Genomic DNA, 13020 nt, shown 5'->3' with positions numbered 1-13020 from the left:
CCCGGGGCTAGCCTGGGGCCATGACGGACGCCGACGCCCGAGCCCGGGTGGCGCGGGCCTTCGACGAGACGCCCCGGCCGGGGTTCCTGAGGCCGGCCGAGCGGGCGCTCGCCGGGCTCGACGGCGCCCTGAGCATCGGGTGGGGGCAGACCAACAGCCAGCCCCGGACCGTGGCGGCGATGCTGACGCTGCTGGACGCCCGCCCCGGCCAGCGCGTCCTCGACGTCGGCGCGGGCTCCGGCTGGACCACGGCCCTGCTGGCTCACCTGGTGGGCGAGACGGGCGCGGTGCTCGGGGTGGAGCGCGTCCCCGAGCTCGTGCGGTGGGGCGCCGCGAACCTGGACGCCGTGGCGCGCCCGTGGGCCCGCATCCGGGCCGCGGCCCGCGGCGTCCTCGGGGCGCCGGAGGAGGCGCCGTTCGACCGGATCCTCGTCTCGGCGATGGCCGACGAGCTGCCCGCCGACCTGATCGACCAGCTCGCGCCCGGCGGTCGCCTCGTGGTCCCGGTGGACGGGGCGATGGTCCTGGTCGCGCTGGACGGGGAGCGTCGCGCGGCGATCTCGCGCAGCGGCGGCTACGTCTTCGTGCCGCTCATCCGCGACGCGCCGCCGCCTCCGGAGGGATGACCACCACGTCGGTGGGGGCCTCGAACGGGAACGGCGCGTCCTGGGGGAACCGCCGGCGGGCGTCCTGCAGGTAGGGGATTTGGTCGGGGTGCGCGTCCAGGACGCGGGACAGCACCGCCCACTTCTTCTTCTGGACGCCGAACGTCGGCAGCGACATCGCCGCGATCACCAGCGCGAGCCCCAGCCCGATGGCGCCCCAGCTGATGCCCAGTGACATGTCGCCCATCACCGACGCGACCAGCAGCAGCACGACCGCGAACAGCCCGATGCCGCCGGCGACGCCGAGCAGCACGCCGGGCGTGACCGGACCGCGGTCCGGGGCGGGCTCGAACGCCAGGTCGAGGGGCTCCTCCCGGAGCCGGCGCCCCACGACGACGGCGTCCCGGATCAGGACGACGCCCAGGATCAGGAGCAGCGACCCGATGATGATGGCCAGCGGGTGGAAGGACGTCGCGAGCATCACGGTGGGACCGGCCACGAGCGCGGCCACCATCAGGATGCGGGTCATGTCGTGCACGACGCCCCGCATCGTCGTCCGGTTGGCGATGTTCTCCACGTAGCTGCGGGCCTCCATACGCCTCAGGGTACGAGACGTGGGGCCCTCGCGAGGGGGGTTGCGGATGCTGCCCCGGGCGGACCCGGATGGGACGGCGTTTCGTGCCGTGCCACCATTGCTGCATGGCATTGCCCCGCAAGCTCCTCGGCGCCGACGAGTCCGTCGTGCTGCACCTGCGCACCCACCCGAAGGCGCTGATCCTGCCCGGCATCATGCTGTTCGCCCTGCTGCTCGCGGTGCTCATCGGGTGGACGCTGATGCCCCCGACGGCGCAGCCGTGGATCGGCTGGGGCATCTCGGCGGTGGCGGCGATCATGGTGGTGCCGTTCGTGCTGCTGCCGTACCTGCGCTGGCGGACCTCGACCTACACGCTGACGAACCGGCGGGTGATCACCCGCCACGGCATCCTCAACAAGGCGGGCCACGACCTGCCGCTGAGCCGGATCAACAACGTCACCTACGACCGCTCGCTCACCGACCGGCTGCTCGGCTGCGGGACGCTGCGGTTCACCACCGCCGCCGAGGCACCGGTCACGCTGCCCGACGTGCCGGACGTCGAACGCGTCCACGTCGTGATGACCGAACTGCTCTTCGGGGACGCCGACGGCGCCGCCCGCACCGCCGCCCTGGAGGACTGAGGCGCCGCTGCGGCACCTGCCGGGCGGGGGCGGCACGCCTCCCCCGTGACCGGCACGGGTCGCGTCACCTAGATTGGCCGCCATGTTCGCCAAGATCCTGGTCGCCAACCGTGGCGAGATCGCCGTCCGCGCCTTCCGCGCGGCCACCGAGCTCGGCATCACCACCGTCGCCGTCTTCCCGTACGAGGATCGGCTCTCGGAGTACCGGCTCAAGGCGGACGAGAGCTACGTCATCGGGGAGAAGGGTCACCCGGTGCGCGCCTACCTCGACGTCGACGGGGTGCTGCGGGCCGCGCAGGAGGCGCACGCGGACGCCGTCTACCCCGGCTACGGCTTCCTCAGCGAGAACCCCGACCTGGCGGGCCGGTGCGCCGCGGCCGGCATCACGTTCGTGGGCCCGCCGCAGGCCGTGCTGGAGCTGACGGGCAACAAGGCCTCGGCGATCGCGGCGGCGCGGGAGGCGGGGCTGCCGACGCTGCGCGGCTCCGCGCCGTCCACCGACGTGGCGACGCTGCTGGCGGCGTCCGAGGAGATCGGCTTCCCCGTCTTCGTGAAGGCGGTCAGCGGTGGCGGCGGCCGCGGCATGCGCCGCGTCGAGTCGCGCGACGCCCTCGAGCCCGCCCTCGCCGAGGCCATGCGCGAGGCCGACGCGGCGTTCGGCGACGCCCGCGTCTACCTGGAGGAGGCCGTCGAGAGCCCCCGCCACATCGAGGTGCAGATCCTCGCCGACGCCACCGGCGACGTCATCCACCTCTACGAGCGCGACTGCTCGGTGCAGCGCCGCCACCAGAAGGTCATCGAGCTCGCCCCGGCCCCCAACCTCGACCCCGCCCTGCGCGACCGGATGTGCGCGGACGCCGTCGCCTTCGCCCGCCACATCGGCTACGTGAACGCCGGCACCGTGGAGTTCCTGCTGGGCGCCGACGACCGGTACGTGTTCATCGAGATGAACCCGCGGATCCAGGTCGAGCACACGGTGACCGAGGAGGTCACCGACGTCGACCTGGTCAGCAGCCAGATCCGGATCGCGGCCGGCGAGACGCTGGCCGACCTCGGCCTGACCCAGGAGTCCATCCACGTCCGCGGCGCCGCGCTGCAGTGCCGCGTCACGACCGAGGACCCGGCCAACGGCTTCCGGCCCGACACCGGCACCATCGGCGTCTACCGGACGCCGGGCGGCGCCGGGATCCGGCTCGACGGCGGCACGGTGTTCGCCGGCGCCCAGATCGGCGCGCACTTCGATTCGATGCTGGTCAAGCTCACCTGCCGCGGCCGCGACTTCGCCACCGCGGCCCGGCGCGCGGCCCGCGCGCTGGCCGAGTTCCGGATCCGCGGCGTCAGCACCAACATCGGCTTCCTACGGGCGGTGCTGGCCGACCCGGACTTCCAGGCCGGGCGCGCCACCACGTCCTTCATCGACGAGCGCCCCGAACTTCTGCACCCGCGCCAGAGCGCCGACCGCGCCACCAAGCTGCTGCAGTACCTCGCCGAGCGCACCGTCAACAAGCCCTACGGCGACCCCCGGACGCCGGTGGTCGCGCGCCACAAGCTGCCGCCGCTCGACGTGCAGGCCCCGCCGCCGGCCGGCAGCCGGCAGCGGCTGCTCGAGCTCGGTCCCGCCGGGTTCGCCCGCGCGCTGCGCGCCCAGGAGGCGGTCGCGGTCACCGACACCACGTTCCGCGACGCGCACCAGAGCCTGCTCGCCACCCGCGTGCGCACCCGCGACCTGATGAACGTCGCCCCCCACATCGCCCGGCTGTTGCCCCAGCTGTTCTCGGTCGAAGCCTGGGGCGGTGCGACCTACGACGTGGCGCTGCGGTTCCTCAAGGAGGATCCGTGGGCCCGGCTCGACACGCTGCACGAGCTGCTGCCCAACATCCCGATCCAGATGCTGCTGCGCGGGCGCAACACCGTCGGCTACACGCCCTACCCCCTGGCCGTCACCGACGCCTTCGTCGCGGAGGCGGCCCGCTCGGGCGTCGACATCTTCCGGATCTTCGACGCGCTCAACAACGTCGAGCAGATCAGGCCGGCGATCGAGGCGGTCCTGGCCACCGACCACGGCGTCGCGGAGGCGGCGCTGTGCTACACGGGCAACATGACCTCGCCCGGCGAGCGGCTCTACACCCTCGACTACTACCTGCGCCTGGCCGAGCAGCTCGTCGAGGCCGGCGCGCACATCCTGGCGATCAAGGACATGGCGGGCCTGCTGCGCGCCCCGGCGGCCGCCCGGCTCGTCACGGCGCTGCGCGAGAACTTCGACCTGCCGGTGCACCTGCACACCCACGACACCGCGGGCGGGCAGCTCGGCACGCTGCTGGCGGCCATCGGCGCCGGTGTGGACGCCGTGGACGCCGCCGCGGCGCCCTGGTCGGGCACCACGTCGCAGGTCTCGCTGTCGGCGCTGATCGCGGCCACCGACGACACCGGGCGCGCCACGGGGCTGTCGCTGGACGCGGCGTCCGACCTCGAGCCGTACTTCGAGGCCGTCCGCCACCTCTACGGGCCGTTCGAGTCCGGACTGCCCGGCCCCACCGGCCGCGTCTACCGGCACGAGATCCCGGGCGGCCAGCTGTCCAACCTGCGGCAGCAGGCCATCGCGCTCGGCCTGGGGGACCGGTTCGAGGCGATCGAGGACATGTACGCGGCCGCGAACGCCATGCTGGGCAACATCGTCAAGGTCACGCCGAGCTCCAAGGTGGTCGGCGATCTGGCGCTGGCCCTCGTCGGGCAGGGCATCGACCCGGCGGCGTTCGAGGCCGACCCGCAGAAGTACGACATCCCCGACTCGGTGATCGGCTTCCTCAACGGCGACCTCGGGGACCCGCCCGGCGGCTGGCCCGAGCCGTTCCGCACCAAGGCGCTGGCCGGACGCCGCACCCGCCCGGTCGAGACCGAGCTGTCGGACGCGGACGCGGCCGCGCTCGACTCCGACCCGCGCGCCACCCTCAACCGGCTGCTGTTCCCCGGCCCCACCCGGGACTACCTGGAGGCCACCGAGAAGTACTCCGACCTCTCGGTGCTCACCACGCGGCAGTTCCTGCACGGGCTCGAGCCCGGCCTGGAGCACGACGTGCCGATCGAGCGCGGGAAGACGCTGCTGATGAGCCTGCAGGCGATCGGGGAGCCGGACGAGCGCGGGCAGCGACCCGTGCTGGCCACCATCAACGGCCAGATGCGGCAGGTCCTGGTGCGCGACGAGGCCGTCGGCGCGGTCGAGGCCGTCGCGGAGAAGGCGCACCCCGACGTCCCCGGCGAGGTCGCCGCGCCGTTCGCCGGCGTCGTGACCGTCACGGTCCGCCCCGGCGACACCGTGGAGGCGGGCGCGCCCATCGCGACGATCGAGGCCATGAAGATGGAGGCCGCGATCACCTCCCCGGTCGCCGGCACCGTCGAGCGGCTGGCCGTCCAACCGTCGCAGACCGTCGAGGGCGGCGACCTGCTGGTGGTCGTCGCGTAGGCGTCCGGATCGTGGGCGGGGACCCCGACCGGGCATAACCTGGTTCGGGGACGCCCCCGCCCCCGGTCAGGAGCCGCAGATGTCCGCCCCCAGGAACCAGCCCGGACGCCGCCCGCCGCGCCGCAGCCCGCCGACGGCGCGCAGGAGGGTGCGGCGCGCCCGGAGGCGCCGCCCAGCAGGTTCGGCGCCGAGCGCACCGCCGCCTTCGTGGACGCTGTGGTGGCCATCGCGATGACGCTGCTGATCCTCCCGCTGATGGAGGCGGCCGGGGAACTCGGCACCGAGGAGGTCACGGCGGGCGCCTGGCTCGGCCACCACTCCCAGCAGCTGTTCAGCTTCGTGATGAGCTTCGCGCTCATCGCCATGTTCTGGGTCCGGGAGCACCAGATGTTCCGCCGCGTCGAGCGGGTCGACACGCCGCTGATGTGGTTCACGATGGGGTGGCTGCTGAGCATCGTGTGGCTGCCCGTCGCCACCGCGCTGTCGGGGCAGGCCCCACGGGCGACCCCATCGCCAAGAGCGTCTACATCGGCGGGATGGCGCTGGTGGGGCTGATGTCGGCGCTGCAGCGGACGTGGCTGCTGCGGCACCCCGAGCTGGGCAGCGCCTACCGCGACCAGGTGCTGCACGGGCTGGCCGCCGACCTCGCGATGGTGCTGCTGTTCGGCGTCGCGCTGCTCATCGCGCTGACGGTCCCCGGCGTGAGCTACTTCCCCATGTTCCTGATGTTCCTCGTCGGCCCCGCCGAGCGGCTGATCCGCCGGGCGCTGCCCGGCAAGGCGGAGCATCGCCCCTGACCAGAGCCCCCTTCGGCGGGACGGTCTCGCGGAAAGGGGTGCAGGCGGGGTATCCTGGTTCACGGTTGTTAGGCATGCGCGCGTCAGGGTGGGGGATGCGCACCCCGATCCGCGCGCACGGAGTACCCATGAGTCTCACCCGACAGCCCCTCTCCACCGACACCCCCGCACCGAGCGTCCCCGCTCCCCGCGAGGGCACCCTCACCCTGCTCGCCGGCAGCGCCGGCTGGTCCTGGCTCGCGCTGGCGTTCCTGGCCCGCCTGCCCGTCGCGATGCTCCCCCTCACGCTCCTGGTCTACGGCCGGGTGCTCACCGGATCCTTCGCCGCCGCCGGCCTGATGGTCGGCGCGCTGAGCCTGGGCGGCGTCGTCGGCGCCCCGCTCGTCGGCGCGCTCGCCGACCGGATCGGGCACCGGCGGACCCTCATCTGGCTGACGGCGCCGTCGGCGCTCGGCATCCTGGGCCTGATCTCCCTGACCTGGACCGGCGCGCCCCTGGGCGTCGCGCTGGCGCTCGCCGCCCTCGTCGGCGCGTCCAACGCCCAGGTCGGCGCCATGGCCCGCGCGTCCTGGTCGGCCCGCTTCGCCGGCCGGCCCGACTCGTCCCGCCGCGTCGAGGTCGCGATGGGGTACGAGACCGTCGCCGACGAGATCTCGTTCGTCGTCGGCCCGGTGCTGGGCGCCACGCTGGCCGCCGCCGTGTCGCCGGTCGTCGCGCTGGGCGTCTCCCTCGCCCTCCTGCTGGTGGCCCAACTGGGCTTCGCCGCGCGCGTCCGCGGCGGGCACGCGCCGGTCGCGCACGTCGGCGGCCGGATCCACCACCGCGGCCTGCTGGCCCCCTGGGTCGCCGTCGCGCTGTGCGTCGGCCTGGTCTTCGGATCGGTGCAGACCGGCGTCACCGCCTCGCTCGCCGAGACGCCCGCCGCCGGCTTCACCGGGGTCGTCTACGCCTTCCTGGGCGTCGGCAGCGCCGTCTCGGGCATGCTGACGCACCTGTTGGCGCGCTGGTCGCTCCCGACCCGCGTCATCAGCGCCGGGACGCTGCTGGCGATCGCGGGCGCGGCCCTGATGCTGGCGGCCACCCCGGTCGCCCTGGCGGCCGCCTGCCTCGCGGCCGGCCTGTGCGTCGCCCCGCTGCTCGTCTCCAGCTACGCGGCCGCCGAGCGGCTGGCCAGCGCCGGGAACACCCTGGTCCTGACGCTGCTGTCCACCGCGATGACCGCCGGGGTCGGCCTCGGGGCGTCGCTGGCCGGCGGCCTCATCGAGGCGTCCGGCCCGCACACGGCGCTCGGGATGCCGGTGGTGCTCGGCCTGGCGTGCGCCCTGCTCGGGCTGGCGGCCCGGCTGGCCCGCACCGACGTCTTCGGCCCCGCGGCCGCCCGATCCTGAGCGGATTCCCGGGCCGACCGGGACGATGCCCGGTGTGCGCCTAGGGTTGGGGCACCCGCCGCACAACCCAGGAGTGCCATGGACGACAAGGAACGCCTCACCGCGCTGATCGAGGACGCCGACCGTCTCCCCTACGAGGAGCAGGTCCCCCTGCTGCTCTCGGCGCTCGAACTGGCCGACGCCTCCGGCGACGAGGCCGCGCAGGTGGCCGTCCGGATGGGGCTGGCGCAGGCGCAGACCTTCGGCGACGGTGAGCGGCTCCCCGAGACGCTCGGCTGGCTCCTGGACCGGCTGGACGCCGGACGGATCACCGATGAGGCCGACGTCGACGCCGTGCTGTGGATGAACAAGTGGCTCGTCGGCGCCCTGCTGGACGTCCCCGACACCGACCTGAGCCGGGCGCGCGAGGCCGTCGCCGAGATGCGCGCGCGCTACGGGCGCCACCGGCGCGCGCTGCAGCCGGTGCTGAAGTCGGAGTACATCCTGGACGCGCACGTCCTGGGCGAGGCGGAGGCGTCCGACGCCTACGCCGCGTGGGTCGGCGCCGAGCGCACCGACCTGTCCGACTGCGAGGCCTGCGAGCCGACCACCATGGCCCGCCACCTGTCGGCCCTGGGGCGGCACGCGGAGGCCGTCGCCGCGGCCGAGCGGGTCCTGGCCGGCGAACTGGGCTGCGCGGAGGAGCCCGAGGACGCGATCTCGGTCCTGCTGCCGTCCCTGGTGGCCGTCGGACGCGGCGAGGAGGCGGCCGAACTGCACGCCCTGTCCTGGCGGGCCGTCCGCGACCGGTCGGCCGCCACCTCGATCGCGGGCCGGCTGATCGGGTTCTGCGCCCGCACCCACAACCTGGGCCGGGGCGTCGAACTGCTCCGCGCGCGCTGGCGCGACCTGACCGACCCGGCGTCGCCCGAGGCGGAGATGGAGTTCTGCGCGCACGCGTCCGCGCTCTGCCGCGCGCTCGTGGCGGCCGGGCACGCCGACCTGCCGCTGGTCCCGGGCGAGAGGGCACGGGACGCCGCGGACCGGCTGCAGGCCCGTGCCCGCGAGCTGGCGCGACAGTTCGACCGGCGCAACGGCACCGGCGCGATCGGGGACGTGGTCGAGGCGATCCTGGCCGCGCCCGACCTGGGGCCGGTCGACCTGGGCGCGGTCGGCCGCCACCCGCTCAGCGAGATCCCCGTGCCGGAGCGCTCCTCCATGCCCGGCTCGCCCGACCTGCGCGCGCTCGACCTCACCGACATCGGGGCGCTCGCCGCGGCCATCGAGGCCGCCGACCACTTCGGCGGCGAGGCCGAGGTGCTGCGGATCACCGCCGCCTGGGAGGTGATCCGGGCCGAGCGGCTCGCCGCGCTCGCGACCTCGGAGGACTCCTGGCAACTGACCGCGGCGGCGCTGCTGGAGGTACGCGGCTACGTGGCCCTCCGCGCGCAGGACCCCGCCGACGAGCGGCTGGTCCACGCCCGCGACCTGTATCGCCGCGCCGGCCTGACGGGCGAGGCGCTGCTGGTGGAGGAGCGGATGGCGTCCGCGGCCGGCGACCGCGACCGCATCCGCGCCATCGTGGGCCAGATCGACCGGATCGGGACGCTGGAGGAGGTGATGCGCGCCCAGTTGATGGCGCTGCGGGGTGCCGACGACTCCGACGAGGCGTCCCGGCTGGCCGACGCGCTCACGTCGATGGCGCCGGCCGCGCGGGAGTCGTGGCGGATCCGCGCCCTGATCGCGGCCGCGTCCGCGGAGCGGGTCGAGGAGGATCCCCTCCTCGCGCTGGCCACGGTCGAGCAGGCGCTCGGCCTGCTGCAGCCCGACGAACTGCCCGACGAACGCGGCGGCCTGCTGCTGGCCCGCGGCGTCCTGCTCGACGAACTGGAGCGACCGGCCGAGGCCAGCGCGTCCGTCGTGGAGGCCGGCCGGCTGGCCTGGGACGCCGGCTGCCCGACGCTGTGGGCGCAGGCGCTGACCTACCGTGCGCAGGCCGCCACGGCCGGCGACGACCTGGCCGCCGCCGAGGCGCTGCTCGCCGAGGCGTCCGCCGCGGCCGCCGAGGCGCGGCAGCGGCAGCCCGCCGGGCAGCTGATCCTCAACCAGGCGGCCGTGCTGTCGGCGCTGGGGCGGCCGGTGCAGGCCGCCGAGATCGCCGAGCGGGCGCTGGGTCTGCTGGACGATCCGGTCGACCGGGCGTCGGCGGCGGGGCAGGCGGGGGAGTACGACGCCGACATCGGCGACCTGCGACGCGCCCGGGAGTTCGCGGCGCTCGCCGTCCGCGAGCACGCGGCCCTGGGGCCCTCCGGCAGCGCGTTCGCCGCGCTGGGGGAGTTGGGGCACCTGCAGTGGCGCCAGGACGACGACGCGGACGCCCTGGCGACGTTCGAGGCGGCACTGGGGCAGGCGCGGCTCATGGATGACCCGCACGCCGAGACCTTCGCGCACTGGTGGTGCAGCAAGCCGCTCACGACGCTGGGGCGGTTCGACGAGGCGCTGGCCGCCCTCGACGCCGCGGATGTCGCGCTGAACCGGTTCGAGGCGGACGCGCTGATCGAGCCGGGGCTGCGCGGCCGCTGGAGGAGGGGGACTTCGCCCAGCTCCGGCGCGCGTTCCGGTCCTCCCGCGCCCGCACGCTCGGCTCGACCGAGCGGTACGCGGACGCCCTGGCGGCGCTCGGTGACCCCGAGGACTGGTCCTCGGACCCCGACCACGAGGAGGTGCGCCAGCTCGCCGAGATGCTGCGCGCCGACCTCGCCGCCCAGGAGGGGTAGGGCGGAGCTGCCGACCCGGGGGCGATCGTGGCAGGCGGGTAGGGCGGGTCGCCGACCCCCGATCGCCCAGGCGGATAGGGCTGATCGCCGGCCCCGGGATGGCGAACGCCCACGGGAGTCCCGCTGCCCACCCGGCCGGTGCCCGCCTAGACGAACTCGATGACGCCGGACGTGCCGTCCAGCCGGATGCGCTGGCCGTCGGTCAGCCGCGTCGTCGCGTCGTGGACGCCGACCACGGCCGGGATGCCGTACTCGCGCGCCACGACCGAGCCGTGCGTCATCAGCCCGCCCACCTCGGTGATGAGCCCGCCCGCGGTCAGGAACAGCGGCGTCCAGGCCGGGTCGGTGCCCGGGCACACCAGGATCTCGCCCGGCACCAGCTGGGTCGTCCGCGGGTCGCGCACCACGCGGACGGGCCCCTCGGCGACGCCCGGGGACACCCCGGCGCCGTGCAGGTCGCCCTCACCCGCCGACAGGCCGTCGTACAGGGCGCGGCCGTCCTCCACCAGGACGCGCGGCACCTGGGTGCGGCGCCTCTCGGTCTCGTAGGCCTCGCGTCGCTGGGCCACGACCTCGTGCCAGTCGGCCGAGAACGCGCGCGTGATCTCGTCGAAACGCAGGAACACCAGGTCGGACGCCGCCCCGAGCCGCCCCTGCTCGACCAGTTCGGCCGCCGAGGCGTCCAGGCCGTCGCGGATCAGCCCGAACGCTCGGATCATGGTGAACTTCGGGGTCTCGCGGGCCCCGGCGAGCCCGCGGATCGCCTTGGCGGCGCGGCGGATCTTGTCCGCGCGGCCCGGCGTCGAGGCGTCCATCAGGGCGCGGATCGACCGGCCGGCCTCGTGCTGGCCGGCCAGGTGGACGGCGCGCGGCTGCGCGTCCGCCGGGAGGGTCAGGTACGACTTCACCGTGTGCATGACCGGCGCGGGGTCGTCGCGCCAGCGGGGGGCGCCGAGGTCGATCTCCGCGACGCCCCGCATGCCGTAGTCGGCCATGAAGTCGCCCAGCGCCCGCTGCGCCACCCGGGGCAGCCCGTCGGCGAGGAACTGGCGCGCCAGGTCGTCGGCGGACGTCTCGGCGACCCAGCCCCACGCGTTCGCGTCGGACTTGATGGTGGCGGCCACGTCGGAGAGCCGCAGGTCCATCTCGGTGGTGACGTTGCCCGGCAGCGCCCGCATCACGTTGAGGGCGAGCGCGTCGGCGTTCGGCAGCCCCGTCTTGGCCGCCAGCTCGCGCAGCGTGGTGAGCTGCAGGATCGAGGGCACCATGATCGGGCCGAACACCGGCAGCAGCGCCGGCAGAGCCTGGTCGGTCATGGACACGAGCGCGTGCGCGCGGCCCGTCAGCCGCTCCTGCGGCGTCGCGGCGCCCGCGGCGCGCGCGAGTTCGGCCTGGACGCCCGCCACCAGCCGCGCGGCGGCGCGGTCCACGTGACGGCGCCCGGCTTCGGGGTTGCGGATGTTCATGCGCGCCCGGGACGCGACCCGCGACCCGAACGCGGCCAGCGCGGCCATGATGGCCGCGGGCGGCGCCGCGTGCGTGGGCCGCAGTCCCGGCTCCTCGCCCAGGGCGTTCAGGATCCCGAGGGAGCCCGGCTCCACGAAGGGCAGGAACCGGCCCAGGAGGGTGCGGGTCGCGCGGGTGCGCAGCAGGGGGTCGACGCGCAGCCACAGCCGCTCCCCGGCGACCTGCACGGCCCGGTTGCTCCGCCAGTCGGCGCGGCGCCCGATCACGCGCGGCGCCGCCGACAGCATCATCCGCAGGGCGTCCTGCCCCAGCGGCGTGAGCGGTTCCAGGACGCCCTGGAAGGCCCCGACGCTGAACCACACCTCCGGGGTGGGGTGCGGCCTGGGGTTGGCCGGCGGCAGGGGGTACAAGCCGGTGATCGGGCGGGCCTGCACGACGAAGAGCTCGTCGCCCTGGGTCGCGAACTCGATGTCCATGGGGACGTCGTAGAGCTCGACGATGCGCCGCCCGAGCGCGACCAGCGCCTCCAGCTGCGTGGCGTTCAGCGCCGCGCGCGAACCGGCCAGGACGCGCTCGCGCAGCGCGCCGGTCTCGGGGTCGAGGACGTAGTTGTCGGGGATGACGGCGCCCGAGACGAGCGCGTCGCCCAGCCCGAAGGCGGCGTCCACGACCGTCTCGTCGCGGCGTCCGGTGCGCGGGTTGGCCGTGAACAGGACGCCCGCCGCGTCGGCGTCCACCATGGTCTGGACGACCACCGCGAGGCTGACCTCGGCCTGGTCGAAGCCGAGCCGATCGCGGTAGGCGATGGCCCGCTCGGTCCACAGCGAGGCCCAGCAGGCGACGACGGCCTCGAGGATCGCGGGCGCGCCCACGACGTTGAGGAAGCTGTCCTGCTGCCCGGCGAAGCTCATGCCCGGCAGGTCCTCGGCGGTGGCGGAACTGCGGACCGCGACCGGGCCGTCGGCGACGTGCGCCACGGCGTCCAGGACGCGGACGCGCTGCTCGGCGCCCATGGTGGCCCCGGTGAACGCGGCCCGGATCTCGTCGGACGCGGCCGCGGCGCCGCGCCGCAGCGCGGAGGCGATCCGGGCCTCCAGGCCCGACTCGGACACGAAGGTGTCGTACTCGCCGGTGGGCAGCACGACGAACGGGGGGACCGGCAGCCCGGCCTCCCGCAGGATCACGAGGTTGGCGCCCTTACCGCCAAGATCCCCCGATGCGCTCATGCCCGTCAGTATTCCACCGCGTGAGGGCAGTTATCGGGCGACGGTGGGGCCGTCCGAGGGGCGGGCGGCCCGCATCCCGGCCCGTGGACCCCGACGCCGTTCTAGG

The 13020-nt window shown here is 75.0% G+C and carries 9 protein-coding genes; 7 read left to right on the top strand and 2 right to left on the bottom strand.

Translation table 11 applies throughout. The features are described from left to right. Positions 1–20 precede the first annotated feature (20 nt). Positions 21–626 carry a protein-L-isoaspartate O-methyltransferase family protein gene (locus tag G7070_RS07345; RefSeq protein ID WP_166233178.1) on the top strand — a complete coding sequence of 202 codons (606 nt, stop codon included), beginning with the start codon at positions 21–23 and terminating at the stop codon, positions 624–626. Here G7070_RS07345 and G7070_RS07340 read toward each other — a convergent pair. Then, the gene (locus G7070_RS07340) at positions 592–1200 is read right to left on the bottom strand and encodes a hypothetical protein (RefSeq protein WP_166233176.1); all 609 of its coding nucleotides are present in this window, start codon (positions 1198–1200) and stop codon (positions 592–594) included. The two genes, G7070_RS07345 and G7070_RS07340, sit on opposite strands and share 35 nt — an antisense overlap. A gap of 104 nt (positions 1201–1304) precedes the next feature. Here G7070_RS07340 and G7070_RS07335 point away from each other — a divergent pair, with 104 nt between their 5' ends. The 6 genes from G7070_RS07335 (at position 1305) to G7070_RS07310 (ending at position 10384) form a co-directional block, all read left to right on the top strand. Further along, a complete protein-coding gene (locus G7070_RS07335; protein ID WP_166233174.1) occupies positions 1305–1820 on the top strand; it encodes a PH domain-containing protein in 516 nt (171 codons plus the stop codon). Positions 1821–1902: 82 nt separating this feature from the next. Next, a complete protein-coding gene (locus tag G7070_RS07330) occupies positions 1903–5280 on the top strand; it encodes a pyruvate carboxylase (RefSeq protein ID WP_166233172.1) in 3378 nt (1125 codons plus the stop codon). A 39-nt stretch (positions 5281–5319) separates the two neighbouring features. Then, on the top strand, positions 5320–5835 hold the full coding sequence (locus G7070_RS07325; RefSeq protein WP_431977938.1) for a TMEM175 family protein: 516 nt from the start codon (positions 5320–5322) through the stop codon (positions 5833–5835). Next, positions 5817–6077 carry a hypothetical protein gene (locus tag G7070_RS07320; protein ID WP_166233168.1) on the top strand — a complete coding sequence of 87 codons (261 nt, stop codon included), beginning with the start codon at positions 5817–5819 and terminating at the stop codon, positions 6075–6077. Before G7070_RS07325 ends, G7070_RS07320 begins: the two co-directional genes overlap by 19 nt. A 128-nt stretch (positions 6078–6205) precedes the next feature. Continuing rightward, on the top strand, positions 6206–7465 hold the full coding sequence (locus tag G7070_RS07315; protein ID WP_166233166.1) for an MFS transporter: 1260 nt from the start codon (positions 6206–6208) through the stop codon (positions 7463–7465). Between the two features lie 78 nt (positions 7466–7543). After that, complete coding sequence (locus tag G7070_RS07310) at positions 7544–10384, top strand: hypothetical protein (protein ID WP_166233164.1); 2841 nt, start codon at positions 7544–7546, stop codon at positions 10382–10384. Here the strand turns inward: G7070_RS07310 and G7070_RS07305 are convergent. Beyond that, a complete protein-coding gene (locus G7070_RS07305; RefSeq protein WP_166233162.1) occupies positions 10368–12914 on the bottom strand; it encodes a PEP/pyruvate-binding domain-containing protein in 2547 nt (848 codons plus the stop codon). The two genes, G7070_RS07310 and G7070_RS07305, sit on opposite strands and share 17 nt — an antisense overlap. Positions 12915–13020: the final 106 nt, after the last annotated feature.

This window comes from Propioniciclava coleopterorum, from assembly GCF_011393335.1.
Taxonomy (GTDB): Bacteria; Actinomycetota; Actinomycetes; order Propionibacteriales; family Propionibacteriaceae; genus Propioniciclava; species Propioniciclava coleopterorum.
This window is presented reverse-complemented; position numbering and strand designations above follow the sequence as displayed.

What these genes read in the sequence shown, in the direction of transcription:
- G7070_RS07345 (WP_166233178.1), top strand. Translation starts at nt 21, where the DNA reads ATGACGGACGCCGACGCCCGAGCCCGGGTGGCGCGGGCCTTCGACGAG.
- G7070_RS07340 (WP_166233176.1), bottom strand. Translation starts at nt 1,200, where the DNA reads ATGGAGGCCCGCAGCTACGTGGAGAACATCGCCAACCGGACGACGATG.
- G7070_RS07335 (WP_166233174.1), top strand. Translation starts at nt 1,305, where the DNA reads ATGGCATTGCCCCGCAAGCTCCTCGGCGCCGACGAGTCCGTCGTGCTG.
- G7070_RS07330 (WP_166233172.1), top strand. Translation starts at nt 1,903, where the DNA reads ATGTTCGCCAAGATCCTGGTCGCCAACCGTGGCGAGATCGCCGTCCGC.
- G7070_RS07320 (WP_166233168.1), top strand. Translation starts at nt 5,817, where the DNA reads ATGGCGCTGGTGGGGCTGATGTCGGCGCTGCAGCGGACGTGGCTGCTG.
- G7070_RS07315 (WP_166233166.1), top strand. Translation starts at nt 6,206, where the DNA reads ATGAGTCTCACCCGACAGCCCCTCTCCACCGACACCCCCGCACCGAGC.
- G7070_RS07310 (WP_166233164.1), top strand. Translation starts at nt 7,544, where the DNA reads ATGGACGACAAGGAACGCCTCACCGCGCTGATCGAGGACGCCGACCGT.
- G7070_RS07305 (WP_166233162.1), bottom strand. Translation starts at nt 12,914, where the DNA reads ATGAGCGCATCGGGGGATCTTGGCGGTAAGGGCGCCAACCTCGTGATC.